Annotated in this window: 29 protein-coding genes, 1 rRNA gene and 1 pseudogene; 11 read left to right on the forward strand and 20 right to left on the reverse strand. The window is 73.1% G+C overall.

Annotated elements, in window-relative coordinates; all coding sequences use genetic code 11:
• A 16S ribosomal RNA gene (locus tag GA0070215_RS24500) occupies positions 1-154 on the reverse strand; the annotation flags it as partial.
• 610 nt (positions 155-764) lie between these two features.
• Positions 765-2048: a tyrosine--tRNA ligase gene (tyrS, locus tag GA0070215_RS24505; RefSeq protein ID WP_026267809.1), complete on the reverse strand. Its 1284-nt coding sequence runs from the start codon at positions 2046-2048 to the stop codon at positions 765-767.
• 108 nt (positions 2049-2156) lie between these two features.
• Between tyrS and GA0070215_RS24510 the strand changes: the two genes are divergently transcribed.
• From GA0070215_RS24510 to GA0070215_RS24525, 4 genes are all read left to right on the forward strand, one after another.
• Positions 2157-2540, forward strand: a complete 384-nt coding sequence (locus GA0070215_RS24510) for a PaaI family thioesterase (RefSeq protein WP_208600418.1) — start codon at positions 2157-2159, stop codon at positions 2538-2540.
• A gap of 86 nt (positions 2541-2626) precedes the next feature.
• Positions 2627-3853: an NRAMP family divalent metal transporter gene (locus GA0070215_RS24515; protein WP_091050311.1), complete on the forward strand. Its 1227-nt coding sequence runs from the start codon at positions 2627-2629 to the stop codon at positions 3851-3853.
• The gene (locus GA0070215_RS24520; protein ID WP_018785127.1) at positions 3850-4230 is read left to right on the forward strand and encodes a hypothetical protein; all 381 of its coding nucleotides are present in this window, start codon (positions 3850-3852) and stop codon (positions 4228-4230) included. The genes GA0070215_RS24515 and GA0070215_RS24520 overlap by 4 nt, the downstream gene beginning before the upstream one ends.
• Positions 4217-4534, forward strand: coding sequence for a hypothetical protein (locus GA0070215_RS24525; RefSeq protein ID WP_018785126.1), 318 nt, complete (start codon positions 4217-4219; stop codon positions 4532-4534). The genes GA0070215_RS24520 and GA0070215_RS24525 overlap by 14 nt, the downstream gene beginning before the upstream one ends.
• A 33-nt stretch (positions 4535-4567) precedes the next feature.
• Here the strand turns inward: GA0070215_RS24525 and GA0070215_RS24530 are convergent, their stop codons facing one another.
• From GA0070215_RS24530 to GA0070215_RS24540, 3 genes are all read right to left on the reverse strand, one after another.
• Entirely contained in the window at positions 4568-5923 is a 1356-nt protein-coding gene (locus GA0070215_RS24530; protein ID WP_091050314.1) for a hemolysin family protein, read from the reverse strand.
• 146 nt (positions 5924-6069) lie between these two features.
• Complete coding sequence (locus GA0070215_RS24535) at positions 6070-6705, reverse strand: hypothetical protein (protein ID WP_091050318.1); 636 nt, start codon at positions 6703-6705, stop codon at positions 6070-6072.
• Positions 6706-6714: 9 nt separating this feature from the next.
• Positions 6715-7218 (reverse strand): GNAT family N-acetyltransferase, encoded by a 504-nt coding sequence (locus GA0070215_RS24540; RefSeq protein WP_091050322.1) that lies wholly within the window; start codon positions 7216-7218, stop codon positions 6715-6717.
• A gap of 38 nt (positions 7219-7256) precedes the next feature.
• Here GA0070215_RS24540 and GA0070215_RS29900 point away from each other — a divergent pair, with 38 nt between their 5' ends.
• The 3 genes and pseudogenes from GA0070215_RS29900 (at position 7257) to GA0070215_RS24550 (ending at position 8512) form a co-directional block, all read left to right on the forward strand.
• Entirely contained in the window at positions 7257-7457 is a 201-nt protein-coding gene (locus GA0070215_RS29900) for a hypothetical protein (RefSeq protein ID WP_377469066.1), read from the forward strand.
• Positions 7390-7536 (forward strand): annotated as a pseudogene (locus tag GA0070215_RS29905) (universal stress protein); the annotation flags it as partial. The gene GA0070215_RS29900 and the pseudogene GA0070215_RS29905, both read left to right, overlap by 68 nt.
• A 91-nt stretch (positions 7537-7627) precedes the next feature.
• The gene (locus tag GA0070215_RS24550) at positions 7628-8512 is read left to right on the forward strand and encodes a universal stress protein (protein ID WP_018785121.1); all 885 of its coding nucleotides are present in this window, start codon (positions 7628-7630) and stop codon (positions 8510-8512) included.
• 44 nt (positions 8513-8556) lie between these two features.
• Here GA0070215_RS24550 and GA0070215_RS24555 read toward each other — a convergent pair whose 3' ends face one another.
• Positions 8557-9696 (reverse strand): LLM class flavin-dependent oxidoreductase, encoded by a 1140-nt coding sequence (locus tag GA0070215_RS24555; protein WP_091050477.1) that lies wholly within the window; start codon positions 9694-9696, stop codon positions 8557-8559.
• A gap of 139 nt (positions 9697-9835) precedes the next feature.
• Here GA0070215_RS24555 and GA0070215_RS24560 point away from each other — a divergent pair, with 139 nt between their 5' ends.
• The 4 genes from GA0070215_RS24560 to GA0070215_RS29330 all read left to right on the forward strand — a co-directional run bounded on the left by GA0070215_RS24560 (position 9836) and on the right by GA0070215_RS29330 (position 11482).
• Positions 9836-10471, forward strand: a complete 636-nt coding sequence (locus GA0070215_RS24560) for a DNA-3-methyladenine glycosylase (protein ID WP_091050325.1) — start codon at positions 9836-9838, stop codon at positions 10469-10471.
• A 153-nt stretch (positions 10472-10624) separates the two neighbouring features.
• Positions 10625-11050 carry a DNA-binding protein gene (locus tag GA0070215_RS24565; protein ID WP_089155879.1) on the forward strand — a complete coding sequence of 142 codons (426 nt, stop codon included), beginning with the start codon at positions 10625-10627 and terminating at the stop codon, positions 11048-11050.
• A gap of 79 nt (positions 11051-11129) precedes the next feature.
• Positions 11130-11276, forward strand: a complete 147-nt coding sequence (locus GA0070215_RS29325) for an MmcQ/YjbR family DNA-binding protein (RefSeq protein WP_244167134.1) — start codon at positions 11130-11132, stop codon at positions 11274-11276.
• Positions 11273-11482: an MmcQ/YjbR family DNA-binding protein gene (locus tag GA0070215_RS29330; protein ID WP_244167135.1), complete on the forward strand. Its 210-nt coding sequence runs from the start codon at positions 11273-11275 to the stop codon at positions 11480-11482. Before GA0070215_RS29325 ends, GA0070215_RS29330 begins: the two co-directional genes overlap by 4 nt.
• An 83-nt stretch (positions 11483-11565) precedes the next feature.
• Here GA0070215_RS29330 and argH read toward each other — a convergent pair whose 3' ends face one another.
• The 14 genes from argH to infC all read right to left on the reverse strand — a co-directional run bounded on the left by argH (position 11566) and on the right by infC (position 26206).
• Positions 11566-13029: an argininosuccinate lyase gene (gene argH, locus GA0070215_RS24575; protein WP_091050328.1), complete on the reverse strand. Its 1464-nt coding sequence runs from the start codon at positions 13027-13029 to the stop codon at positions 11566-11568.
• Positions 13030-13043: 14 nt separating this feature from the next.
• Positions 13044-14249 carry an argininosuccinate synthase gene (locus tag GA0070215_RS24580; RefSeq protein ID WP_091050330.1) on the reverse strand — a complete coding sequence of 402 codons (1206 nt, stop codon included), beginning with the start codon at positions 14247-14249 and terminating at the stop codon, positions 13044-13046.
• The gene (locus tag GA0070215_RS24585) at positions 14246-14758 is read right to left on the reverse strand and encodes an arginine repressor (protein WP_018785113.1); all 513 of its coding nucleotides are present in this window, start codon (positions 14756-14758) and stop codon (positions 14246-14248) included. The genes GA0070215_RS24580 and GA0070215_RS24585 overlap by 4 nt, the downstream gene beginning before the upstream one ends.
• Positions 14755-15681: an ornithine carbamoyltransferase gene (gene argF, locus GA0070215_RS24590; RefSeq protein ID WP_018785112.1), complete on the reverse strand. Its 927-nt coding sequence runs from the start codon at positions 15679-15681 to the stop codon at positions 14755-14757. The genes GA0070215_RS24585 and argF overlap by 4 nt, the downstream gene beginning before the upstream one ends.
• Positions 15678-16907, reverse strand: a complete 1230-nt coding sequence (locus GA0070215_RS24595; RefSeq protein WP_091050334.1) for an acetylornithine transaminase — start codon at positions 16905-16907, stop codon at positions 15678-15680. The genes argF and GA0070215_RS24595 overlap by 4 nt, the downstream gene beginning before the upstream one ends.
• Positions 16904-17791, reverse strand: a complete 888-nt coding sequence (gene argB, locus GA0070215_RS24600; protein WP_091050338.1) for an acetylglutamate kinase — start codon at positions 17789-17791, stop codon at positions 16904-16906. Before argB ends, GA0070215_RS24595 begins: the two co-directional genes overlap by 4 nt.
• A 57-nt stretch (positions 17792-17848) precedes the next feature.
• A complete protein-coding gene (gene argJ, locus GA0070215_RS24605; protein WP_091050341.1) occupies positions 17849-19021 on the reverse strand; it encodes a bifunctional glutamate N-acetyltransferase/amino-acid acetyltransferase ArgJ in 1173 nt (390 codons plus the stop codon).
• Positions 19018-20019 carry an N-acetyl-gamma-glutamyl-phosphate reductase gene (gene argC, locus GA0070215_RS24610; protein ID WP_018785108.1) on the reverse strand — a complete coding sequence of 334 codons (1002 nt, stop codon included), beginning with the start codon at positions 20017-20019 and terminating at the stop codon, positions 19018-19020. The genes argJ and argC overlap by 4 nt, the downstream gene beginning before the upstream one ends.
• Before the next feature lie 174 nt (positions 20020-20193).
• Entirely contained in the window at positions 20194-22746 is a 2553-nt protein-coding gene (gene pheT, locus GA0070215_RS24615; protein ID WP_091050345.1) for a phenylalanine--tRNA ligase subunit beta, read from the reverse strand.
• A gap of 26 nt (positions 22747-22772) precedes the next feature.
• Entirely contained in the window at positions 22773-23834 is a 1062-nt protein-coding gene (gene pheS, locus GA0070215_RS24620; RefSeq protein WP_091050348.1) for a phenylalanine--tRNA ligase subunit alpha, read from the reverse strand.
• A 168-nt stretch (positions 23835-24002) separates the two neighbouring features.
• On the reverse strand, positions 24003-24887 hold the full coding sequence (locus GA0070215_RS24625; RefSeq protein ID WP_091050353.1) for a TrmH family RNA methyltransferase: 885 nt from the start codon (positions 24885-24887) through the stop codon (positions 24003-24005).
• 32 nt (positions 24888-24919) lie between these two features.
• The gene (rplT, locus tag GA0070215_RS24630; protein ID WP_013285541.1) at positions 24920-25312 is read right to left on the reverse strand and encodes a 50S ribosomal protein L20; all 393 of its coding nucleotides are present in this window, start codon (positions 25310-25312) and stop codon (positions 24920-24922) included.
• Between the two features lie 32 nt (positions 25313-25344).
• A complete protein-coding gene (gene rpmI, locus GA0070215_RS24635) occupies positions 25345-25539 on the reverse strand; it encodes a 50S ribosomal protein L35 (RefSeq protein ID WP_026267805.1) in 195 nt (64 codons plus the stop codon).
• 19 nt (positions 25540-25558) lie between these two features.
• Complete coding sequence (infC, locus tag GA0070215_RS24640) at positions 25559-26206, reverse strand: translation initiation factor IF-3 (protein WP_013285540.1); 648 nt, start codon at positions 26204-26206, stop codon at positions 25559-25561.
• Positions 26207-26499 lie beyond the last annotated feature (293 nt).

Consider the following 26499-nt stretch of genomic DNA (forward strand, 5'->3'; position numbering starts at 1 on the left):
GTTTCCCGGGGTTATCCCAAAGCCTGGGGCAGGTTGCTCACGTGTTACTCACCCGTTCGCCGCTCGAGTACCCCGAAGGGCCTTTCCGCTCGACTTGCATGTGTTAAGCACGCCGCCAGCGTTCGTCCTGAGCCAGGATCAAACTCTCCAACAAAAACTTGTCGAACAGCAATCAACCTGACAACAAAAGTGTTGCCAAAGGAATCCCAACCAGCAACCATCCCAAAGAACAGCCACCAGTCCGGGGTATAAAACAATTGGCACTGGCTTTACAAGCACCCTGTTGAGTTCTCAAAGAACAACCACACACCAACCGCAAGCCCCACACCGTGGAACCCCCGACCGGGGCATTTCGTCCGCTCACCCGCCGCTCTCGCGCCGGGCACTTTTACTACGTTACCCGGTGGTTTCTGCCGTGTCAAACCGGTGTTTCCCGGTTTGTCGTGCATCACCCTTAACGGGCACCCCGATTCGACCGGCTTCCGCCGGTCGTTCCGAGGAATTCGGCAGGCCGGCCGCCCGCGGTTTCCCGCTGGCTCGTCCGTATCCCTACCGGCCAATGACCTTACCCGGTCGGTTCCGCCTCGCCAAATCCGCCTCCCAGCGGATCCGGGGCACCACCCGGCTCTCAGGTCCTGCGCTCCGGCCTTCAGGTCTTTCGCCCTGTTTCGTCCGTTCCGCGCTGGCAGAGAGAAAGTTACGCGCCCAGCGGAGTGATCGTCAAATCCGCTGGGCGCGTCCCGCGTCACACAGTCGACAGGCGGCTATCCGCGCAGTTCGACGCCGGCGAACGAACGCTTTCCCCGGCGCAGCACGAGGTACCGGCCGTGCAGCAGGTCGTCCGCGGACACCGTGGCGTCCACAGCGGAGATCCGGGTGTTGTTGACGTACGCACCGCCCTCGGCGATCACCCGCCGGGCCTCCTTCATGCTCGGCACCAGGCCCGACTCCTTGAGCAGACCGGCCACGTCCGGCAGCTCGTCGAGGTGCACCAGGCCGGCCTCGGTCAGCGCGGCGCGCAGCGTCTCCGGAGCCAGCTCGTCGAGCGAGCCGCGCCCGAACAGCGCCTGGCTCGCGGCGACCGCCTGCGCCATCTCCCGCTCGCCGTGCACGAGCGTCGTCAGCTCCTCGGCCAGCGCCCGCTGGGCCAGGCGAGCCTGCGGGCGTTCCGCGGTGGCCTTCTCCAGTTCCTCCAGCTCCTCGCGGGAGCGGAAGCTGAAGTACCGCAGGTAACGGCTGACGTCCCGGTCGTCGGCGTTGACCCAGAACTGGTAGAACGCGTACGGGCTGGTCATCTGCGGGTCGAGCCAGACCGTGCCGGTCTCGCTCTTGCCGAACTTGGTGCCGTCGGCCTTGGTCACCAGCGGCGTGGTGAACGCCTCGACCGGCCCGGCGCCGCGCCGCCGGATGTAGTCCACCCCGGCGGTGATGTTGCCCCACTGGTCGGAGCCGCCGTACTGGAGCCGACAGCCGTGCCGGCGGTGCAGCTCGAAGTAGTCGTTCGCCTGCAGGAGCTGGTAGCTGAACTCGGTGTAGCTGATGCCCGTCTCCAGCCGCGCCTTGACCACCTCGCGGGCGAGCATCTTGTTCACCGGGAAGTGCTTGCCGACGTCCCGGAGGAACTCGACCACCGACATCTCGCCGGTCCAGTCCAGGTTGTTGACGAGTTGCGCCGCGTTCTCCCCGGAGTACGTGACGAACGGCGAGAGCTGCTCGCGGATGCGCTCCACCCAGCCGGCGATCACCTCGGGCGGGTTCAGCGTCCGCTCCGCGCTCTCCTTCGGGTCGCCGATCTGCCCGGTGGCGCCACCGACCAGCAGCAGCGGCCGATGCCCGGCCTGCTGGAGCCGGCGGGCCATGACGACCTGCATCAGGTTGCCGATGTGCAGGCTCGGCGCGGTGGGGTCGAAGCCCACGTAGAAGGTGGTGCTCCCGCCGTCGAGCAGCTCGCGCAGTTCGTCGAGGCCGGTCGAGTCCTGGATCAGGCCCCGCCACAGCAGGTCGTCGGTCAGGGAGTCCCGCCCCTGCGGGAGGTTGCTGTCGGTCACGGTCACCGATTGTCCCCCATCCCCGCCCCTGGCCCGTACCGGGTTTGCCCACGTGGCGGCGACTAGGCTGGCGGCGCCCGTCGAACGCGAGGAGGAACCGCGGTGGACATGCCGAACTTGACCGGTGGCTTCGTGGCCCTGCTGGGCCTGACGTTCGACGAGGTCAGCGGGGACCGGGTGGTGATCCGCTGGAAGGTCCGCCCGGAGCTGCACCAGCCGTACGGGATCCAGCACGGCGGCGTCTACTGCTCGGTGGTGGAGACGGCGGCGAGCATCGGCGGCGCGCTCTGGCTGGGCGACAAGGGCAACGTCGTCGGGGTGTCGAACCAGACCGACTTCCTGCGCGCGGTGCGTGACGGGGAGCTGACCGCTGTCGGCACGCCCGTGCACCGGGGCCGCAGCCAGCAGCTCTGGCTCGTGGAGATCACCGACGCCGACGGCCGGCTGGTGGCCCGGGGTCAGGTTCGGCTGCAGAACCTCACCACCGCCTGACCTCCGCGGGCTGGCCGATTTAGCCCGAAAAGGGGAACTGACCCCGATATCGTCGCCTCGGTGAGAACGTCCGCTCCCGGCCCGACGTGAGGAAGCTGTTCGCCGCCACGCTCGGCGTGCTGTCGGCGGTCGGCGGGTTCGTCGACATCGGCGACGTGGTGGCGGCCAGCCAGGCGGGCGCGCTGTTCGGCATGGCCCACACCTGGGTACTGCTGGTCGGGGTGGTCGGCATCTGCGCGTACGCGGAGATGGCCGGCCGGATCGCGGCGGTGAGCGGACGGGCGGTGTTCGACCTGGTCCGGGAGCGGCTCGGGCCGCGGGTCGCGCTGCTCAACCTGGTCGCGTCGTGGCTGGTCACGGTGGTCACGCTCGCCGCGGAGCTGGGTGGGGTGGCGCTGGCGCTGCAACTGGCGACCCGGCTGAGCCACCTGTTCTGGGTGCCGCTCGCGGCGCTGGCCGTGTGGCTGGTGCTGTGGCGGCTGCGGTTCGAACTGATGGAGCGGATCTTCGGCCTGGCCGGGCTGGCGCTGCTGGTGTTCGCGGTCGCGCTGGTGGCGCTGCCGACCGACTGGCCGGCACTCGGGCAGGGCGTGTGGCAGGTCGGCGCGTCCGGGCACGGCTGGCCGCTGTACTGGTTCGTGGCGGTGGCGCTGTTCGCCTCGACTGTGAGCCCGTACGAGGTGTTCTTCTTCTCCTCCGGCGGCGTGGAGGAACGGTGGAGCGCGGCGGACCTGGCGCGGGCCCGTTCGAACGTGCTGACCGGTTTTCCGGTGGGCGGGTTCCTGGCGTTGTCGCTGATCGCCGTGGCGACGGTGGCCTATCACCCGTCCGGGGCGTCGCTGAGCACGCTGGACGAGGTGGCGCGGCCGGTGGCCACGGCGCTCGGTGGCGCCGGCCTGGCCGCCGCGGTGCTGGCGTTCTTCGCGGTGACGTTCGGCGCGGCACTGGAGACCGGGCTGTCGGCGGCGTACGCGGCGGCGCAGTACTTCGGGTGGCAGTGGGGCAAGCGAGTCCGTCCCCGGGAGGCGGCCCGGTTCCACAGCGTGCTGCTCGTCGGCCTGCTGCTCGGTGTGGTGATGCTGATGACGACTGTGGACCCGGTGCGGCTGACCGAGTACATGCTGGTGCTGAGCGCGGTGGTGCTGCCGCTGACGTACCTGCCGATCCTGGTGGTCGCCAACGACCGCGGTTATCTCGGCGACCGGGTCAACGGGCGGTGGACGAACCTGCTCGGCGCGGTGTTCCTGGTGCTCATCGTCGCGGCCTCGGTGGCGGCGATCCCACTGGCGGTCATGACGGGGATGGGGCGATGAGGGTTCAGCTCGCCGAGCGGCTGCTCGACCGGCAGATCGTCGACGTGGACGGGCTGCTCGTGGGGCGCGTAGACGACATCGCTTTCGCTGTCGACGACGAGGGTTTCCCGTACGTGGACTGCCTGCTCACCGGGCAGGGCGCGCTCGGGGAACGGATCGGCGGGCGGGTCGGGCGGCTGCTGGTGGCGGTGGCGGACCGGTTCACCGACGACCCTTCGGTGCCGCCGTTACGCGTCCCGCTGTCCCAGGTGGCCCGGGTGGACAGCGCGGTGCGGCTGCGCTGCCCGGCGGCGGACCTGCCGCCGTCGCCGGTGGAGGCGTGGCTTCGCCGGCACCTGATCGAGCGGATCCCGGGGTCCGGCCGTGCGAGCGGGTGAGCTGCTCGGCCGCACCGCGTACGACCTGCACGGGCGGCGGCTGGGCCGGGTGGTGGACGTGGTGGTGCGCGGCGGGTGGCCGCCGGACCGGCTGCGGATCACCGACGTGATCGTCGCCGGGCACTGGTGGACCCGGGTGATCAGCCGGCTGATCGGTCCCGAGCTGCATCCCTCCGGGCCGTGGCTGCTGCGGGTGATCGCCCGGCTGGTCGGGCGGAGCACCCGCCAGCTGCCCGCCGACGCGGTGCAGCTGCTCCCGCCGGTGCCCGGTTTCCCGTTCGGCCCCCCGGCCGGGCGCCGCTGAGCCGGGCGCCGCTGAGCGACCGGCGGGCGCCGGTCAGCGGCGTGCCTCGTCGAGTTCGGGGGCGTCGGCCGGGTCGGTGGCGTCGTCGGTGATGTCGTCGTCCGGGGAGCCGTCGTGGCGGCCGCGCCGGCGGACGCGCACCTCGGTGATCGCCCGCTGGTCGACGCCGGCCACCGACAGCTCCCAGCCGTCCACCGTGACCTGCTCCCCCGCCACCGTCGGGATGTGCCCGAGGCAGATCAGCACCAGCCCGGCGACAGTGGTGTAGTCGCCCGCCGGCCGGTTCGGCAGCTCCACGCCGAGGTCGGTCAGGTCGTGCACCGGGAACGTGCCGGGCAGCACCAGCGTGCCGTCGGCCTCGGTGCGCACGGCGCGCAGGTCCCGGTCGGTCTCGTCGTAGATCTCGCCGACGATCTCCTCCAGGATGTCCTCCAGCGTCACGATCCCGTCGACCGCGCCGCGCTCGTCGACCACGAGCGCGATGTGCTGGCGTTCGGCCTTGAACTGGCGCAGCGCGTCGACCACCGGCAGCGAGTCGGGCAGCAGCATCGGCGGGCGGGCGATCTCGTCGACCGGCCGGTCGTCGGAGACCCCGACCAGGTCCCGCAGGTGGATGACGCCCACCGCCTCGTCCAGGCCGCCGTGGCGGACCACCGGCGCCCGGGAGTGGCCGGTCGCCGCCAGGACGAGCCGCGCGGCCTCCGCGGTGGTGCCGCTGTCGAGCGTGAAGACCTGCAACCGGGGTACGAGCACCGCGCGCAACTGCCGGTCGGCGATCTCCACCGCACCGGCGATGATCGTGCGCTGTTCCTTGGTGAAGCCGTGGTTGCCGGCCACGATGTCGCGCAGCTCGTCCGGGCCGATCTCGTCCGGTTCGGCCTTCGGGTCCAGGCCGAACAGGCGTACCACCAGGTCGGTGGTGGCGCCCAGCAGCCAGACGGCGGGCCGGGTGATGCTGGACAGCACGTCCAGTGGGCGGGCCACCAGCAACGCCCACCGCTCGGCCGACTGCATGGCGATCCGCTTCGGGGCCAGCTCACCGAAGACGAGCGTGACGAACGTGAGCACCAGCGTGACCGCGACGATGGCGACGGTCTCGGCGGCGTTGCCGAAGACGCCCAGCAGCGGGACGAGCGGCCGGGCCAGGGACACCGCGGCGGCGGCGGAGGCGAGGAACCCGGCGAGTGTGATGCCGATCTGGATCGTGGCCAGGAACCGGTTCGGGTCCTTCGCGAGGCGGGCGAGGGTCCGTCCGCCCCGGCTGCTGCGCTCCAGCCGCTGCACCTGGCTGTCCCGCAGGGAGACCAGGGCCATCTCGCTGCCGGCGAACACCGCGTTGAGGATCACCAGCACACCGACCAGGGCAAGCTGGCTCCAGTAGCTCTGCACGACCGGTTATCTCCCTCGACCCGATCCGGGTCGGCCGATGGCCGACCCGCCGGCCGGCAGATCCGGTCGGCGTGGCCCTCTGTTGCCCCGCCGGTCCGCGCCTGAATCCTGTGCAATCACTGGGCGTCGACCGGCGGATGCCCGGTTCACCCCCGCGTGGCGGGAACCGGCAGGTCGAGGACGTACGCGCCGCCCTCGGGCCGGAACCCGAGCCGGTGGTAGTAGGGGGCGATCATGCCGGGCGGGCTGACCACCCGGCGGAAGCCCCGGTCGGTGAACAGCCGGCTGCGGCGGTAGACGAACTCCCCCGGGGTGAAGTCGCGGAACGGCGGGGTCACGTAGTCCAGGTCGACCTGGGCCACGCTGCCCGGTTCGGCGTGCGAGAGCATCACGCCGACCACCTCGTCGGCGCGTACCACCAGGAACGCCGAGCGGTCGGCGGCGGCCGGATCCCAGTGGAACCCCGGGTTGAACCGGGCGATGTCGGCGGCGTGCACCCGCAGCGTGTGCGCCAGGAACGCGTCGCCGGTGCCCACCTCGACCACCTGGTAGGTCTGCTCGTCGTGCCGGGTGGCCAGCAGCTTGCGCAGATACCACACGTTGATCACGGCGAGGACCACGTTCAGCCCCACCATCGGCCAGACCTGCACGGCGGTGTTGTAGCCGATCAGGATGAGGCAGCCGACCAGGTTGAGCGCGCGCAGCCGCAGGATCCGCGTCTGCAGCAGGGACCAGACCAGCAGCGCGGAGCCGGCCCAGCCGACGATTTCCAGCCAGTTCACCCGGGGAGACTAGCGGTCTGCCTGGTCAGGCCCCTCGGCGGGCAGCTCCAGCACGTACTCCTCGACCTCGCTTCGGCGTGCCGGGGCGTACCCGGAGTCCTCGCCGACCACGACGAAGCCGCACTTGCGCAGCACCGCGAGCGAGGCGGCGTTGTCCTTGGCGGCGCGGGCGCGCAGCGGCCGGTGCGGCACCTCGCGCAGCAGCGCGCGCAGCGCCGCGGTGGCATGGCCGCGCCCCCAGCGCGCCGCGTCGATCCAGTAGCTGACCTCGGTCTGCTCGCCGACCGGGAACGCGGCGACCCGGCCGACCACCTCGCCGTCGATGGTGACGGCCCGGTTGACGATGCGCGGGTCGGCGCGGATGCGCGCCCAGTGCGCGTCGAACGCGGCCCGGTCGGACGGGTCCGTCGGGCCGAACGCGGCCATCCAGTTCGCCTGCGGATCCTGCTCGTGGGCGAAGAAGGCGGGCAGGTCGTCGTCGCGCACCGGGCGGAGCAGCACCTCGTTCGTCACGGCCGGAACGATACGGGCACCCCCCGACACCGCTGCGGGTGGTGAACGCGTTCCTGTGGCCGCTGCTCGGCACGCCGCTGGGCTTGGTCGCCCCGGTGCTGCCCGACGTCGACCTGCGGCAGGAAGCCGAGAAGCTGTTCGAGGAGGCGGTGGGCGAGGCCCGTGCCGACGGCCCGGGTGCTGGTCGAGGGTTCCGTCGGGGCGCAGCTGACGGTGGTCGGCGCGCACAGGCGCGGTAGCCTCGGTGCGCTGCTGCTCGGCTCGGTCAGCCACGGCGTGCTGCACCACTGTCACAGCCCGCTGGCCGTCGTCCGGCACCGGGGCGACCGGACCGACCGAGCCGGTTCCCCGGTCCGGGCGGGGCCGGTGCCGCCACAATGGCCTGAGCCGACCGGAGGGAAAGCACCAGATGAACCGACCCGTCGTGGCGGGAGTGGACGGATCACCGTCCAGCCTGGCCGCCGCCGACCTGGCCGCGGCGACCGCCGTCGCCCGTTCCCGGCCCCTGCTGCTGGTGCACGGATACCTGCACCCGCTCGGCTACGGCGTGCCGCTCAACCCGTACGACCTGGGCGTGCCGGCGCCCACAGCGGAGTCGGAGAGGATGCTGGAGTCGGTCGCCGCCGACCTGGCCGAGCGGCACCCCGGGCTGCGGGTGCAGGTACGACAGGTAGCCGGCGGCCCGGGCGCCGCGGTGGTCGAGGAGTCCCGCCGCGCCGAGCTGGTCGTGGTGGGCAGCCGGGGGGTGGGCGGCTTCGCCGGGCTGATGCTCGGCTCGGTCAGCGGGCAGCTGGCACAACACGGGCACTGCCCGGTGCTCATCGTCCGCCCGGAGGAGCAGCCGATCCCGGTGGACGGCCCGGTCCTGGTGGGCGTGGACGGCTCCGACTCGGCCGCGTACGCGATCGAGCTGGCGGCGGACGAGGCCGAGCGTCGCGACGCGGAGCTGGTGCTCGCGCACGTCCGGTCGCCGGAACACGGCGCGGTGGCGCCGCAGGTCGCGGCGGAGGCGGCCACCGCCGGTCAGGCCGAGGCCGCGGGACTGCTGGCCGAGGCGGCCGACCGGGTCCGGGCGGCGCACCCGGGCCTGCGGGTGACGGAGCGGCCGCTGACCGCCGCGTCCCCGGAGAACGCGCTCGTGGAGGCCAGCGGCGAGGCGTCGCTCGTGGTGGTCGGTTCCCGGGGCCGGGGTGGCTTCGCCGGGCTGCTGCTCGGCTCGGTCAGTCAGGCGCTGGTGCAGCACTCCCACTGCCCGGTGCTCGTGGCCCACCGGCCCGAGCCGGCCGACGACTGACGCGCGGCACGGCTGGCAGGGTCCGGTCCGCCGAGCCGCCGGCGTCAGGACGGGTCGCGGCCGGCGAGCAGCTCGGCGAAGTCGGTGGTGAGCGCGAACGGGTCGGCCGCGGCGAGCTGGTCGGCCAGCAGGCTCGCGTGGGTGGGGGCGGCGGGCACGTGCGCCGGACGCATCGAGTCGAACTCCTTGCGCAGCACCGGCACCACCTCCTCGCCCAGCAGGTCGAGCTGCTCCAGCACCGTCTTCAGCGGCAGTCCGGCGTGGTCGATGAGGAACAGCTGCCGCTGGTAGTCGCCGACGTAGTCGCGGAAGCCCAGCGTGCGGTCGACGACCTGCTGCGGGCTGCCCACGGTCAGCGGCGTCTCGCGGGTGAACTCCTCCAGCGACGGGCCGTGCCCGTAGACCGGGGCGTTGTCGAAGTAGGGGCGGAACTCGCGTACCGCGTCCTGCGAGTTGCGGCGCATGAACACCTGCCCGCCGAGGCCGACGATGGCCTGGTCCGGCGAGCCGTGGCCGTAGTGCGCGTACCGCTGGCGGTAGAGGCCCACCATCCGCTGGGTGTGCTCCTTGGGCCAGAAGATGTGGTTGGCGAAGAACCCGTCGCCGTAGTACGCGGCCTGCTCGGCGATCTCCGGGCTGCGGATCGAGCCGTGCCAGACGAACGGCGGTACGCCGTCGAGCGGGCGCGGGGTCGAGGTGAACGACTGCAGCGGCGTGCGGAACCGGCCCTTCCAGTCGACCACGTCCTCGCGCCACAGCCGGTGCAGCAGGTCGTAGTTCTCGATGGCCAGCGGGATGCCGTTGCGGATGTCCTGCCCGAACCAGGGGTAGACCGGGCCGGTGTTTCCGCGGCCCATCATCAGGTCCACCCGGCCGTCGGCCAGGTGCTGGAGCATCGCGTAGTCCTCGGCGATCTTCACCGGGTCGTTGGTGGTGATCAGCGTGGTAGCTGTCGACAGCAGCAGCCGTTCGGTGCGCGCGGCGATCCAGCCGAGCATGGTGGTCGGCGACGACGGCACGAAGGGCGGGTTGTGGTGCTCGCCGGTGGCGAAGACGTCGAGGCCGACCTCTTCGGCCTTGAGCGCGATGGCGGTCATGGCCTTGATCCGCTCACGCTCGGACGGCATCTGCCCGTTCGTGGGGTCGACGGTGACGTCACCGACGGTGAAGACTCCGAACTGCATGACCAGCTCCTCGCGTGGGGGTCCGGACCGGTCGGCCGGCATCGCCCCGCACAACATATTTGACGAGTCAACTATTCCGGCGGCCGCCCGCCCCGTCGTGGCCCGGCTCACGCGCCACCCACCGACTACCCTTGCCGCGATGACGTACCCCTGGCTCTCCGCGCCCGCCGCGCAGGTCGCCGAGACCGCGCGGACGCTGCTCGGCTGGACCGTGTCGGCCGGCGGCGTCACCGTCCGGCTCACCGAGGTCGAGGCGTACGCGGGCACCGGCGAGGACCCGGCGTCGCACGCCCACCGCGGGCCGACGCCACGCAACCGGGTCATGTTCGGGCCCGCCGGGCACGTCTACGTGTACTTCGTGTTCGGGATGCACTGGTGCGCGAACATCGTCTGCGGTCGCGACGGCGAGGCGGCGGCGGTACTGCTGCGCGCGGGCGAGGTGGTCGACGGCGTCGAGACCGCCCGCGAGCGCCGGCCGCGCGCCTCCGACCGGGAGCTGGCACGCGGGCCGGCCCGACTGGTCACCGCGCTCGGCCTCGGGCGGGAGGCGAACGGCACCTCGGCGATCGACGGCAGCGGCCCGCTGCTGCTGACGCCACCGGCGAGCCCGGCCGACCCGGCGCTGATCGTCGCCGGGCCGCGCGTCGGGGTCGCCGCCGCGCACGACCTGCCCTGGCGGCTCTGGCTGGCGGACGAGCCCAGCGTCAGCGTCTACCGGCGGCACACGCCGCGCCGCCGGCCCGCTCCCGCCTCGGCACGGAACTCACCGGCCTGATTCGGCCGTTCCGGGCAACCCGGAGCACCCTGCGTCGCGTCCGTGGTGCATGACGCGCCGTCTTCTCATCACACCTTGAGGCATGGCGTTGTCTGCGAACGACTTTCAACAAGGCGTTGACAACAGGCCATTCTTGGGTGTGGGATGGACGGCATGGTCACCGTGGACAACGACCCGTTCACCGCTCCGGATGCTGCCCAGGCCCGGGCCCACCGCAACTACGCGGCGCTGCTGCGGATCGCCGAACGGCACGCGGGCACGAACTCCCGCCGCCGGCGCTACGCCCACCCCGACGTGCCCGACGCGTACGAGGCCGCCACGCTGGTGATGGCGCTCGCCGGCGGCGCCGAGCTGGACGCGGGTGAGGAGCCCGTCGACCAGGCCGACCTGATGGCCGCGCTGACGCTGATCCCGCACGTACGGGCCGAGGTGGACGTGCTGGAGGCCGGCCTCTTGCAGGTGGCCCGCGGGCGGGGCATGACCTGGCAGGCGATCGCCTTCGGGCTGGGGCTGGGCAGCGCGCAGGCGGCCCGGCAGCGCTACGAGCGGCTCACCGTCCGCACCGGCACCGGCGACTGACCCGGCGGCGCGGGCCGGCGGCGCGGGCCGGCGCCGCGGCGGGCGAGACCGTGCCGGCCGACGGCACCGGGAGGACGCGATGACGCGCGACGAGATGCTGGCCTACTGCCTGGCCAAGCCGGGAGCCTGGCTCGACCGGCCATGGGAGGGCGACGAGGTGGTGAAGGTGGGCAGCCGCATTTCGCGTTCCTCGGCTCCCCCGACGGTGCGGCACGGCTGGGCGTGAAGTTCGGGACGTCCCGGGAGGCGGCCGACGAGTGGCTGCACCGGTACCCGGCCGACGCGCGCCCCTCCCCCTACATCGGCCGGTCGGGCTGGAACACGCTACGGCTCGACGGCGGCATCCCGGACGACGAGCTGGTCGAGGCCGTCGACGGGTCGTACGACGCGGTGGTGGCGAAGCTGCCGAAACGCGAGCGCCCCACCGCCTGACCGGTCGCGGGCCGAGATCTTGGTACGAAAGCGCCCCTATGAGGGCCGTTTCGTACCAAGATCTCGAAGCCGGGACCTGTGGTTCAGCGGGGGACGACCCGCTCGGCGGCCCACTCCCGCCAGCCGGTCAGCTTGTCCGCGGCGGCGGCGAGCTGGTCGGCGACCGGGCCGGGGCCGGTGGAACCGGGCGTGATGCGGGCGGCCAGCGCCGAGCGCACCGACAGCACGTCGCGCACCGACGGGTCCAGATGCTCGCTCACCGCGGCCAGGTCGGCGTCGGACACCTCGTCCAGCGCGCAGTCGCGGGCCGCGCAGAGCGCCACCAGCTTGCCGGTGATCTCGTGTGCGTCCCGGAACGGCACGTTGCGCCGGACCAGCCAGTCCGCGACCTCGGTGGCCAGCGAGAAGCCCGACGGGGCGCTCGCGACCAGCCGGTCCACCCGGACCGTCATCGTGGAGATCATCCCGGCCAGCGCGGGCAGCAGCAGCTCCAGCGTGTCGACCGCGTCGAACGCCGGCTCCTTGTCCTCCTGCATGTCCCGGTCGTACGTCATGGGCAGGCCCTTGAGCATGGTGAGCACGCTCATCAGGCCGCCGACCAGGCGGCCGGACTTGCCCCGGGCCAGCTCGGCGATGTCCGCGTTCTTCTTCTGCGGCATGATCGACGAGCCGGTGGCGAAGGCGTCGTCCAGCTCGACCCAGCCGAACTCCTGCGACGTCCAGAGCACCACCTCCTCGCCGAGGCGGGACAGGTGCACACCGATCATGGCGGTGACGAACAGGAACTCGGCCACGAAGTCGCGGTCCGCCACCGCGTCCATCGAGTTGGCGAACGAGGTGCGGAAACCCAGCTCCTTGGCGACCGCCACCGGGTCCAGCGGCAACCCCGAGCCGGCCAGCGCGCCCGCGCCGAGCGGGCTGATCGCGGTCCGCTCGTCCCAGTCGCGCATCCGCTCCAGGTCGCGCAGCAGCGGCTGCACGTGGGCCAGCAGCCAGTGCCCGAACGTCACCGGCTGGGCGTGCTGCAGGTGCGTCATGCCCGGCGCGGCGGTGTCCACGTGCCGCTCCGCCTGCTCCACGAGGGCCTCGGCCAGCTCGACCAGCCGGGCCGCCACACCGCGGGCGTGGTCGCGCAGGTAGAGCCGCAGGTCGGTGGCGACCTGGTCGTTGCGGGACCGGCCGGCACGCAGCTTGCCGCCGAGGCTGCCGAGCCGTTCCAGCAGGCCACGCTCCAGTGCGGTGTGCACGTCCTCGTCGTCGACGGTCGGCCGGAACGCGCCGGAGGCGCACGCCGCCTCCAGGTCGTCCAGCGCCGCCAGCATCCGGCCCAGCTCGTCCGGGTCGAGCAGGCCGGCGCCGGCGAGGACCCGGGCGTGCGCCCGGGAACCGGCGATGTCGTACGGGGCGAGGCGCCAGTCGAACTGGACGCTCACCGACAGCCGCGCGAGCGCCTCGGCGGGACCGCCGGCGAACCGGCCGCCCCAGAGGCTCGTCCGGTTGGCGGCGGCGCTGTTCTCGGTCAGGCTCTTGTCGTCCACCCCACCCATTGTGGTGCCCCCCATCAGGCCCCTCCCATCCGGGCGTCCCGTCGCGCGGCCATCGTGCTGGGCAGTCCCCACAGTTGTACGAATCCCTTCGCCAGCGACTGGTCGAACGTGTCGCCGGTGTCGTAGGTGGCCAGGCCGACGTCGTAGAGGCTCGCCTCGGAGCGCCGGCCGGTGACCACCGCCCGGCCGCCGTGCAGGCGCAGCCGTACCTCGCCGGTCACGTGCCGCTGGGTGTCGTCGATGAACGCGTCCAGCGACCGCTTCAGCGGCGAGAACCAGAGCCCGTCGTAGACCAACTCGCCCCAGCGCTGGTCGACGCCGCGCTTGAACCGGGCCAGGTCCCGCTCGACGGTCACCGCCTCCAGCTCCTGGTGGGCGGTGACCAGGGCGAGCGCGCCGGGCGCCTCGTACACCTCGCGGCTCTTGATGCCGACCAGCCGGTCCTCGACCATGTCGAGCCGGCCCACGCCGTGCGCACCGGCGCGCCGGTTCAGCTCCCGGATCGCCTCGTACGGCGTGACCGTCTCGCCGTCGATCGCGACCGGGACTCCGCCGTCGAACATGATCACCACGTCGTCCGGGTCGCGTTCCGACGCCGGATCCCCGGTGTACGCGTAGAGGTCCTCGACCGGGGCGTTCCAGATGTCCTCCAGGAAGCCGGTCTCCACGGCCCGGCCCCACAGGTTCTGGTCGATCGAGTACGGCGACGCCGCCGACACGTCGATCGGCAGCCCCTTCTCCTGCGCGTACGCGATCGCCTTGTCCCGGGTCCAGGCGAAGTCCCGGGCCGGCGCGACGACCGTCAGGTCGGGCGCGAGCGCGCCCAGGCCGACCTCGAACCGGACCTGGTCGTTGCCCTTGCCGGTGCAGCCGTGCGCCACGATCGTGCCGCCGTGGGCGCGCGCCGCCGCGACCAGGTGCCTGACGATCAGCGGCCGGGACAGCGCCGACACCAGCGGGTAGCGGTCCATGTAGAGGGCGTTGGCCCGGATCGCGGGCAGGCAGTAGTCGGCGGCGAACTCGTCGCGGGCGTCGACCACCTCGGACTCGACGGCGCCGCAGTCGAGCGCGCGCTGCCGGATCACGTCCATGTCCTCGCCGCCCTGACCGACGTCGACGGCGACCGCGATCACCTCCGCGCCGGTCCGCTCGGCCAGGTAGGGAATGGCGACCGAGGTGTCCAGGCCCCCGGAGTACGCCAGCACGACCCGCTCGGTCACGAGGTGCCCCCTTCGGCGGCGTCGTCGCGGCGGGCCCAGGCGGCGAGCCGCTCGCCCAGCGCGGCGCCGCCGTCGGCCTCGCGGGCCACGACGAGGATGGTGTCGTCGCCGGCGATGGTGCCGACGATCTCGGTCAGGCCGGCCCGGTCCAGCGCGCTGGCGAGGTACTGGGCCGCGCCCGGCGGGGTGCGCAGCACCGCGATGTTGCCGCTGGAGTCGACGCCGTTGAGCAGTTCACGCAGCAGCCGGACCAGCCGGGCCGGTGCGCCCTCGGCGTCGCGCAGCGGCCGGTGCCCGTCCTCCGGGATCAGGTAGACGCCCCGCCCGTCGCCGCTCCGCGCGGTCACCGCTCCCAGTTCCTTCAGGTCCCGCGACAGGGTGGCCTGGGTGACCTGGATGCCGTCGCCGGCGAGCAGGTCGGCCAGCTCGGTCTGCGAGTGGATGGGGGTGTCGCGGATCAGCTCGACGATGCGGGCGTGCCGCGCGGCGCGGGTCAGCGGAGCGGTCATGCGGATTCCTCCAGGAGAAACGTCAACAGCGCCTTCTGGGCGTGCAGCCGATTCTCCGCCTGGTCGAACACCGCGCTGTGCGGGCCGTCGAGCGCCTCGTCGGTGATCTCCTCGCCCCGGTGGGCGGGCAGGCAGTGCAGCACGATCACGTCGGCGTCGGCGTGGCCGAGCAGCGCGGCGTTGATCTGGTACGGCAGGAACGGGGTGATCCGGTCCAGCCCGTCGGCCTCCTGCCCCATCGACGTCCAGGTGTCGGTGGCGACGACGTGCGCGCCGCGTACCGCCTCGGCCGGGTCGGTGAGCACCCGTACCGATCCGCCGGTGGTGGCGGCGATCTTCTCGGCGCGGGCCACGATCTCCGGGTCCGGCTGGAACCCGGCCGGGCCCGCGATCCGCACGTGCATCCCGCCGGTCGCGCCGGCCAGCAGGTACGAGTGGGCCATGTTGTTCGCCGCGTCGCCCACGTACGTGAGGATCCGCCCGGCGGTGCCGCCGAAGCGCTCCCGCACGGTGAGCAGGTCGGCCAGGAGCTGGCAGGGGTGGTACGTGTCGGTGAGCGCGTTGACCACCGGCACCGTGGCGTGTCCGGCCACCTCGGCGATCCGGTCGTCGCCGTGGGTGCGCAGCACGATCGCGGCGACGTAGCGGGACAGCACCCGGCCCGCGTCGGCCAGCGTCTCGCCCCGGCCGAAGTGGGTGACCTGGGTGTCCACCACGAGCGGATGCCCGCCCAACTCGGCGATGCCCACGTCGAACGAGATCCGGGTGCGCAGGCTCTGCTTGTCGAACAGCACCGCCACCGACTTCGGCCCGGTCAGGGGCTGGTGCGCGTACCGGTCGGCCTTCATCCGGGCGGCGAGGTCGAGCACGGCGGCCTGCTCGGCGGGCGTGAGGTCGTCGTCGCGCAGGAAGTGGCGGATCATGCGGGAGCCTCCGTCGGGGTCGTGGCGGCGGGCGCGGCGGCGCCGGTGGCGGACGGTGCCGGCGCGGCGGCGGACAGCGCAGCCGGCAGGGCGGCGAGGAACGCGTCGGCCTGCGCCCCGGTGAGGATCAGCGGCGGGGCCAGCCGGACCACGTCCGGCTGCACCGGGTTGACCAGGAAACCCGCCTCGCGCAGCGCGGCCGTGGCCGCACCGGAGACCGGCTGGTCGAGCACGATGCCGAGCAGCAACCCGGCGCCGCGCACCTCCCGGACCAGCGGGTGCCCGAGCGCCTCGACGCCGCGCCGCAGCCGCTCGCCGACGCGCTTGACGTGGTCGAGCAGGCCCTCGTGCGCGATCGTGGACACGACCGCGAGCGCGGCGGCGCAACTGACCGGGTTGCCGCCGAACGTGGTGCCGTGCGAGCCCGGGGTGAGCAGGTCGGCGGCCCGGCCGAAGGCCAGGCAGGCGCCCAGCGGCAGTCCGCCGCCGAGACCCTTGGCGAGCGTGATCACGTCCGGCTCGACGCCCTCGGCCTGGTGGGCGAACCAGTGGCCGGTCCGGCCGACGCCGGTCTGCACCTCGTCGAGCACCAGCAGCGCGCCGTGCGCGGCGGTGACCCGCCGGGCCGCGGCCAGGTAGCCGGGCGGCGCGACGACCACGCCGTTCTCGCCCTGGATCGGCTCGACGATCAGCATGGCGGTGTCGTCGGTGACCGCCGCGGCCAGCGCCTCGGCGTCGCCGAACGGCACGTGCGTCACGTCGCCGGGCAGCGGGCGGAACGGGTCGGCCTTGGCCGGCTGCCCGGTCAGCGCCAGCGCGCCCATGGTCCGGCCGTGGAAGCCGCCGTGAGTGGCGACCACGTGCCGGCGGCCGGTGAGCCGGGACAGCTTGAACGCGGCCTCGTTGGCCTCCGCGCCGGAATTGGCGAAGAACACCCGGCCCGGGCGGCCGGCCAGCGCGAGCAGCAGCTCGGCCAGCGCCACCGGCGGCTCGGCGACGAACAGGTTCGACACGTGCCCGAGCGTCGCCACCTGCCTGCTGACGGCGGCCACCACCGCCGGGTGGGCGTGACCGAGCGCGTTGACGGCGATGCCGCCGAGCAGGTCGACGTACTCCCGGCCGGTCTCGTCGACCACGACGGCGCCGGTGCCGGAGACGAGCGCCAGCGGCGGCGTGCCGTAATTGTCCATCATGGTGGCGTTCCACCGCTGCACCAGCGTGCTCATGACTCGACCACCATGGTTCCGAAGCCCTCCGACGTGAACACTTCAAGCAGCGTGGAGTGGGCGACCCGGCCGTCGACGACATGCGCGGCGGGCACTTTCCCGCGCACCGCCCGCAGGCAGGCCTCCATCTTCGGGACCATGCCCGACTCCAGGGACGGCAGCAGCTTCGCCAGGTCGTCCGCGGTGATCTCGCTGACCAGACTGGACGTGTCGGGCCAGTCGGCGTACAGGCCGGGCACGTCGGTCAGCACGACCAGCTTGCGGGCGTCCAGCGCCACCGCGAGCGCGGCGGCGGCGGTGTCCGCGTTGAGGTTGTGCAGCACCCCGTCGGCATCAGGCGCGACAGTCGAGATGACCGGGATCCGGCCGGCAGCGATCAGGTCGGTGACCGCCGAGACGTTCACCGACTCCACGTCACCGACCTGGCCCACGTCGACCGCTTCCCCGTCCACGTACGCGGGGCGGCGCACGGCGGTGAACAGCCCGGCGTCCTCACCGGAGAGGCCGACCGCGTACGGGCCGTGCGCGTTGATCAGCCCGACCAGTTCCCGGCCGACCTGACCGACCAGGACCATCCGGACCACGTCCATCGCCTCCGGGGTGGTGACCCGCAGGCCACCCCGGAACTCGCTGGCGATGCCCAGGCGGCCGAGCATGGCGGAGATCTGCGGACCGCCGCCGTGCACCACCACCGGCTTCAGCCCGGCGTAGCGCAGGAACACCATGTCGGCGGCGAACGCCCGCTGGAGTTCGGGGTCGACCATGGCGTTGCCGCCGTACTTGACCACCACCGTGGCGCCGGAGAAACGGGCCAGCCAGGGCAGCGCCTCGATCAGCGTGGCGGCCTTGGCCTGGGCCCGGGTGAGGTCAGCGGAGAGGTTCATGCTGAGTCCGCCTTTCGTTCGCGACTGCGGGACTCCGCTTCGCTGCGTTCCTCGCGCTCACGTGGAGTAGGCCGAGTTCTCGTGGACGTACGCGTGGGACAGGTCGTTGGTCCAGATGGTGGCCGCGTCGGCACCGGCGTGCAGGTCGATCCGGACCGTGACGCCGCGGCCGGTGAGGTCCACCTTGGCGCGGTCCTCGGCGGCGGCCCCGCCCCGGCACACCCAGACGCCGTTCACCGCGACGTCCACGCCGTCCGGCTCGAACACGGCGGCGGTGGTGCCGACCGCGGCGAGGATCCGGCCCCAGTTCGGGTCGTTGCCGAACAGCGCGGTCTTCACCAGGTTGTTGCGGGCCACCGTGCGGCCCACCTCGACCGCGTCGTCCTCGCTCGCCGCGCCGACCACCTCGATCGCGACCTCCTTGGTCGCGCCCTCCGCGTCGGCCAAAAGCTGCCGGGCCAGGTCGTGGCAGGCGGCGGTGACCGCGGCGGTCAACTCCTCGGCGGTCGGCTCGATGCCGGAGGCGCCGCTGGCGAGCAGCAGCACCGTGTCGTTCGTCGACATGCAGCCGTCGGAGTCGACCCGGTCGAACGTGATCCGGGTGGCGGCGCGCAGCGCGGCGTCCAAGGCGTCCGGCCCGGCCACCGCGTCGGTGGTGAGCACGCAGAGCATGGTGGCCATGGCCGGGGCGAGCATGCCCGCGCCCTTGGCCATCCCGCCGACGCTCCAGCCCGTACCAGGCGCCACTGTCGTCTTGGGCCGGGTGTCGGTGGTCATGATCGCCTCGGCCGCCGCCGGGCCGCCGTCGCGGGACAGGCCGCGCACCGCCTCGCGTACGCCGGGAAGCAGCTTGTCCATCGGCAGCCGCTCGCCGATCAGGCCGGTCGAGCAGACCGCGACCTCGCCCGCGCCGACGATGAGCCGCGCGTTCGCCGCGGTGATCGCGGCGGCGGTGTGCTCGGCGGTGGCGTGGGTGTCCTGGAAGCCGGCCGGGCCGGTGCAGGCGTTCGCGCCGCCGGAGTTGAGCACCACGGCGCGCACGACGCCGCCGTACACGACCTGCTGGCTCCACAGCACCGGCGCGGCCTTGACCCGGTTGGCGGTGAACACACCGGCGACGCCGGCGTCCGGACCGTCGTTGATGACGAGGGCGACGTCGGCGGCGCCGGAGGACTTCAGTCCGGCCGCTACACCTGCGGCGCGGAACCCACGGGGGACGGTGACGCTCACGGGGCCACTCCAAACACGGACAAACCGGTGGTCTCCGGGAGACCCACCATCAGGTTGGCGTTCTGCACCGCCTGGCCGGCCGCGCCCTTGCCCAGGTTGTCGATCGCGCTGACCACGATCACCCGGCCCGAGTCGGCGTCCACAGTCGCCTGGAGGTGGCAGGAGTTCGAGCCGGTGGTGGCGGCGGTGTGCGGCCACGCCCCCTCGGGCAGCACGTGCACGAACGGCGCGTCGGCGTACGCGGCGGCCAGCACCGCGCGCGGGTCGGCGTCGCCGGTGGGCGCCGCGGTGACGGTGGCCAGGATCCCCCGGGGCATCGGCGCGAGCACCGGGGTGAAGGACAGGCCGGTCGCGCCGGTGGCCTGCCTGATCTCCGGTACGTGCTGGTGCGCCCCCACCTTGTAGGGCGACAGGTCGCCCATCACCTCGCTGCCGAGCAGGTGGGCCTTGGCGGCCCGGCCCGCGCCGGAGGTGCCGGAGGCGGCGACCACCACCACGTCGTCGGGACGTACCGCGCCTGCGGCGATCAGCGGGGCCAGCGCGAGCGTGGTCGCCACGGCGTAGCAGCCGGTGCTGGCCACCCGCGACGCGGCGGCGATCTCGGCCCGCCGGCCGGGCAGCTCGGGCAGCCCGTAGGTCCAGGCGCCGGCGTGCTCCCCGCCGTAGTAGCGAGCCCAGGCGGCGGCGTCGCGCAGCCGGTGGTCCGCGCCCAGGTCGACCACCTTGACCGTGCCGGGCAGCGCCGCGGCGAGCGCCGCGGACTGCCCGTGCGGCAGGGCCAGGAAGACCAGGTCCGCGTCGGCCAGGGTCGCCGGCTCGGTCGCGGCGAAGACGAGGTCCAGGCCGGCGAGGTGCGGGTGTACGGCGGCGACGGGCTGACCGGCCTGGCTGTGCGCGGTGGCGGCGATCAGCTCGAACTCGGGGTGACCGGCGAGCAGGCGCAGCAGTTCGCCCCCGGCGTATCCACTCGCCCCGGCAACAGCAACCCGAATGCCCATACCCACCTCCGCATGACTATGCAGAGGAGGTTACCCGTTGCGACCATGTCGCCGCAAGGTCATACGGCGCATCGCATAGGCATGAGACGGCGTTCACCCGGCCGCCCGCGCGCGTGCCGGGTGTTAAGAGGGGCCCCCTCCTCTACCTGAGGCGTTAAGAGGGGGCCCCTTCTTTCAGGCGCCGCGCAGGGTGGCGCCGAAACGCTCGGCGGCCACCGCCACCGCCGCGTCGCGCGCGGCCACCGCCTCCTCGCCCGCGAGGGTCCGGTCCGGGGCGCGGAACGTCAGCTTGTACGCCAGCGACTTGCGCCCCTCGCCGAGCTGCTCGGAGGTGTAGACGTCGAACAACCGGACGTCCTCCAGCAGCGCGCCCGCACCCTCGACCAGCGCGGCCCGCACCTCGGCCGCCGGCACCGACTCGTCCACCACCAGCGCCACGTCGATCAGGGCCGGCGGGAACGTGGAGATGGTCGGGCCGGCCGCCAGCGGGGCGGCCGGCAGCGCGTCCAGGTCCAGTTCCATCGCGCTGGTACGCCGGGGCAGCTCCAGCGCGGCCAGCACAGCCGGGTGCAGCTCACCGGCGTGACCGACGACCACGTCGTCCACCACCAGTTCGGCGCAGCGGCCCGGGTGCCAGGGCGCCCGCTCACCGGCCCGTACCGTCACCCGGTCGGCGGGGATCCCGGCGGCGTCGAGCACCGCCCGGCCCGCCTCGACCGCGTCGGCCCAGCCGGCCGTGCGGCCCGCGCCCCACCAGCCGGCCGGCTCGATCTCACCGGTGAGCGCCACCGCGACGTGCCGGGGCTGGACGGGCACCACCGCGTCGGCGGCGGCGAACTCCTCGTCGGTCGGCCGTCGGTCCACGCCCATCGCGGGCGGGGCGCCGGCGCCGGGACGCGGGTGGAAGACGGTGCCGATCTCGTAGATCGCCACGTCCCGCTGGCCCCGGCCGACGTTGCGCTTGACGATGCCGAGCAGCGGGCCGAGCAGCGTGGTGCGCAGCAGCGGCTCCTCCTCCGACAGCGGGTTCGCCAGCCGTACCGCGGGACGGCGCGGGTCGTCGGCGGGCAGGCCGAGCTGGTCGACCAGCTCCGGCGCGACGAACGGCTGCGCCAGCACCTCGACGTAGCCGCGCTCGGCGAGGGAACGGGCGACCGCCCGGCGGCGCTGCTGCTGCCAGGTCAGGCCCCGGCCGGGCGGCGCGGTGGGCAGCACCGACGGCACGCGGTCGTAACCGTCGAGGCGTACCACCTCCTCCACCAGGTCGGCCGGGTCGGTCAGGTCGGGCCGCCAGCTCGGCGGCGTCACGGTCAGCACGTCGCCGGCGCCGACCCCGGCGGCCGTGCCCACCGTGCCCGGGTCCTCGGCGAGCCGGTCGGCGCCCCGCGTCACAGTGCAGCCGACCTGCTCCAGCAGCTCCACCACCCGGTCCGGCGAGTACGTCACGCCGACCCGGCGCGACGGCAGGTCCACCGGCAACGTCACAGGCGTACGCGGCGCGACGTGGTCGATGTCCAGCACCTCCTCGCCGGTGGTGCCGCCGGCGAGGTCGGTGAGCAGCCGGACCGCCTTGTCCAGCGCGACGAGCGGCAGCGCCGGGTCCACGCCCCGCTCCCACCGCTTCGCGGCCTCGCTGAACAGCTTGTGCCGCCGCGCGGTACGGCCGACGGTGGCCGGATCCCAGTGGGCCGCCTCGAACAGCACGTTCGTGGTGGAGGCGAGCACCTCGCTCGTCTCGCCGCCCATCACCGCCGCCAGCGAGATCGGGCCCGTGTCGTCGCAGATCACCAGATCCTCGGCGGACAGGGTGCGGCTGACCCCGTCCAGTGTGGTCAGCTTCTCCCCCGCCTCGGCGCGGCGCACCACGAGCGCCCCGGCGATCCGGTCCGCGTCGAAGGCGTGCATCGGCTGACCGAGTTCGAGCATCAGGTAGTTGGTGATGTCGACGGCGAGCGAGATGCTGCGTACCCCGGCCACGGTGAGGCGCTGCCGCAGCCACCCGGGCGTCTCCACGGTCGGGTCGACGCCGCGCACCATCCGCGCCGCGAACCGGTCGCAGCCGACCGGGTCACGGACCTCCACCGGGTACGCCGGCTCGGCGGTCGCGCCGGGCGCGGGCGCGTCGGCCGGGTCGCGGAACGGCACCCCGAGCGCGTGCGACAGCTCCCGGGCGATGCCCCGCACGCTCAGCGCGTACCCCCGGTCCGGGGTGATCTCCATCTCGACCACGACGTCGTCCAGGCCGACGACGGGCCGGGCGTCGTCGCCGGGCTGGGCCTTGACGTCCTCGGGCAGCACGACGATGCCCGAGTGGTCGTCGCCCAGCCCCAGCTCCTGCGCCGAGCAGATCATGCCGTGGGAGTTGCGCCCGTACGTCTTGCGCGCGCCGATGGCGAAGCCGCCGGGCAGCACGCCCCCGGGGAGGATCACCACGACCTTGTCGCCCACGGCGAAGTTGCGCGCCCCGCAGACGATCTCCTGCGGCTCACCGGTGCCGTTCGCGGCGCCGACGTCCACCCGGCAGAAGCGGATCGGCTTCTTGAAGCCGGTCAGCTCCTCGATCTCCAGGACCTCGCCGACGACCAGCGGGCCGGTGACCGACTCGCGCAGGTCCACCACGGACTCCACCTCGATGCCGAGGTCGACCAGCGCCTGCTCCAGGTCGCCGGTGGGCAGGTCGGCCGGCAGGTCGACGTACTCCCGCAGCCAACTGACAGAGACTCGCATGACTGTTAAACCACCGTTCCCGTAGCTCAGGCGCCGAACACGCGGGTGAACCGCACGTCGCCCTCGGCCATGTCCCGCATGTCACTGACGCCGTGCCGGACCATCACGGTCCGGTCGATGCCCATGCCGAACGCGAATCCGGAGTAGACCTCCGGGTCGATGCCGCAGGCGCGCAGCACCCGCGGGTTGACCATGCCGCAGCCGCCCCACTCGACCCACTGCGGACCGTCCCGGTGCTCCGGGAACCAGACGTCGAACTCCGCCGACGGCTCGGTGAACGGGAAGTAGTGCGGCCGCCAGCGCGTCTTCGCGCCCTCGCCGAACATGGCCCGGGCGAAGTGGTCGAGCGTGCCGCGCAGGTGCGCCATGGTGATGCCCTTGTCCACCACCAGGCCCTCGACCTGATGGAACACCGGCGCGTGGGTGGCGTCCAGCTCGTCGGTGCGGTAGACCCGGCCCGGCACCACCACGTAGATCGGCGGCTTGCGGCTGAGCATGGTGCGCGCCTGCACCGGCGACGTGTGCGTGCGCAGCACGAGGCCCGACCCTTCGGGTGCGATGTGGAACGTGTCCATCAGGCCGCGCGCCGGGTGGTCGGCCGGGATGTTCAGCGCGTCGAAGTTGGTCCACTCCAGCTCGACCTCGGGGCCCTCGGCCACCTCGTAGCCCATGCCGATGAACAGGTCGCTGATCTGCTCCATCAGCACGCTCAGCGGGTGGCGGGCGCCGCGCGGCCGGCGGTCGTACGGCAGGGTCACGTCGACCCGCTCCTCGACCAGCACCCGCGCGGCCCGTTCCCGGTCCAGGATCTCCTGCCGGGCGGCGTACGCGGACTCGATGGCCCGGCGGGACTCGTTGACCCGCTTACCGGCGTCGGCCTTCGCGGCCGGCGGCAGCGCGCCGATCTCCCGGCGGGCCAGCGACACCGGGGACCGGTCACCGAGGTGCGCGGGGCGCAGCGCGGCGAGCGCGTCCGGGTCGGCGGCCCCGGCGAACGCCTTCTCGGCGTCTGCCACGGCCCCGGCCAGGGCGTCCGGGTCGAGCAGGGCGACCTGCTTCGGGTCGTACGGATCGTTGCGGTAGCTCATGGTGAACGGGCACTCCCTCACGGCGGCGCCGACCCTCGCGGGTGGCTAGGCGAGTCTACGGACGCGCGGCTTCGCCGCAGCCCGCCGGTGGGAAGTCGTGCAGGGGGAAGGGTCAGGCCCGCCGCCCGCCGACACCGGCGGGCTGGCTAAACGAACGCCGTGGCGCGTTCATGACGAGGCGGACTCCCCTGCATTCTCTCGCGTGCCCCGGGAGGCACGCAGTGCTCTGGCAGAAGAATACAGGCAGACGGCCGCCGCCGCAGCCAGATTCAGGCTCTCCGCGCGCCCGTGCAGCGGCACCCGGACCCGGGCGTCGGCGGCGCCGGTCAGCTCCTCGGGCAGGCCGTGCGCCTCCGAGCCGAACAGCCACGCGGTGGGTACGGCCAGCCGGCCCGCGTCGGCGAGGTCGTCCAGGTCGCTGTCGCCGTACCCGGTGGTGGCGAAGACGGTGAGGCCGGCGGTCCGCAGCGCCTCGACGGCGGCGAGCGGGTCGGCGGCGCGCACCACGTCGACGTGGAAGAGGCTGCCGGCGGAGGCCCGCACGCACTTGCCGTTGTAGGGGTCGACCGCCTCCCCGGCGAAGACCACAGCGCCCGCGCCCGCCGCGTCGGCGGTGCGCAGCACGGTGCCGGCGTTACCCGGGTCGCGGATCCCGGCGAGCACCGCCACCAGTCGCGGCCCGCGCGCCACGGCCTGTTCCAGGGGTACGTCGAGGTGCCGGCACACCGCAACCAGCCCCTGCGGGGCGACGGTCTCGGTGAGCGCGGCGAGCGCGGCGTCCGTCACCTCGGAGACCGGCACGTCGGCCCGGGCGGCCGCGGCGGCGAGGTCGGCGTACCGGTCGAGTGCCGCCGGGGTGCCGAACAGCTCGACCACCGTGCCGGCGCGGGCGAGCGCCTCCCGGACCGCCTGCGGCCCCTCGGCCAGGAACCGGCCGGTCTGGTCGCGGTCGCGGCGGCGCTGCAGCCGGCGGGCGGCCACGATCCTCGGGGTACGCGGGGTGAACGGTCCGGGATCGGCGTCGAGGCGCCTCCCCTGCCACGGTGAGTGCATGGGAGACGCCTCGATCTGCCGTACGGGGTGGGTCAGGCGGCCTGAGCCGCGGCGCCACCGGTGCCCTCGGCCGCCACGGCGGCGCGGGCCAGCTCGACGATCGCCGCGAACGCGGCGGCGTCGTTGACGGCCATGTCGGCCAGGATCTTCCGGTCGACCTCGATACCGGCCAGGCGCAGGCCCTGGATCAGCCGGTTGTAGGTCAGGCCGTTGGCCCGGGCGCCGGCGTTGATCCGCTGGATCCAGAGCTGCCGGAAGTCGCCCTTGCGGTCGCGACGGTCCCGGTAGGAGTACTGCATCGAGTGCAGCACCTGCTCCTTGGCCTTGCGGTACAGCCGGGAGCGCTGACCGCGGTAGCCGCTCGCGGTCTCCAGCAGGGTACGACGCTTCTTCTGGGCGTTCACAGCCCGCTTGACGCGTGCCATCTCAACTCCTTCTTCGGTTCAGGTGGCGCGCGTCAGCGGCCGAGCAGCTTCTTGATGCGCTTGACGTCGGCCTTGGCCAGCTCGACGGTGCCGGTCAGCCGACGGGTCTGGGTGCTGGGCTTCTTCTCCAGGTTGTGGCGAAGGCCGGCCTGCTGGGCAACGATCTTGCCCTTGCCGGTCACCTTGACCCGCTTGCCCATACCCGTGTGGCTCTTCATCTTCGGCATTGGAACGTCTTCTCCCCTGTTACTGGCCGCTGGTCTCAGCGGTCGTGCCGGTCTCGCCGGCTGCTGCGGTCTCGCCGGCCGCCGGGGTCTCGCCGGCCGGAGCGGCCGGTTCCTCCGCTGCCCGGTCGCGCGGTCCACCGCGGGACGCCGTGGCGGCGACCGCGGAGGCCTTGACGGCCCGGTGCGGAGCGAGAACCATGATCATGTTTCGGCCGTCCTGCTTCGGCGCGGCCTCGACGTATCCCAGGTCCGTGATCTCGGACTCGAGCCGGCGCAGGAGCCGGTAACCCAGCTCCGGACGGCTCTGCTCCCGACCGCGGAACATGATCGTCACCTTGACCTTGTCGCCGGCCTTGAGGAACCGCACCACGTGACCCTTCTTGGTCTCGTAGTCGTGCGGGTCGATCTTCGGCCGGAGCTTCATCTCCTTGATGACGGTCTGCTGCTGGTTACGCCGCGCTTCGCGCGCCTTCAGTGCGCTCTCGTACTTGAACTTGCCGAAGTCCATGAGCTTGCACACCGGCGGGCGCGCCATCGGCGCAACCTCGACCAGGTCCAGGTCGACGTCCGCGGCCAGCTGCAGGGCGCGCTCCAGCGGGACGATGCCCACCTGCTCACCCTCAGGGCCGACCAGTCGGACCTCACGTGCCCGGATCTGCTCGTTCACGCGTGGTTCGACGCTGATGGGGCCTCCTCGAGTCGAGTCTCCTACGGTGCCGACTCCGTGGGCTCCCGGGTGGGAGCCGACCCGGAAAGCAGAAGGCCCCGGCGTATGCCAGGGCCCACTCGACCGGTCGGCACGATCACAGGATCGCGCATCCGGCGCCGGGACGTGCCCGAAACCGGGGACCGGACCCGGCCACCGTGGCGGCGACTCGGGTGGGAGCGGGCGCTCCGCTTCTCGACCGCCCGCACGTCAGGGACGGGGGCAGTCTGGTCGACTCCGCAACACTACACCCT

Source organism: Micromonospora marina, from assembly GCF_900091565.1.
Taxonomy (GTDB): domain Bacteria; phylum Actinomycetota; class Actinomycetes; order Mycobacteriales; family Micromonosporaceae; genus Micromonospora; species Micromonospora marina.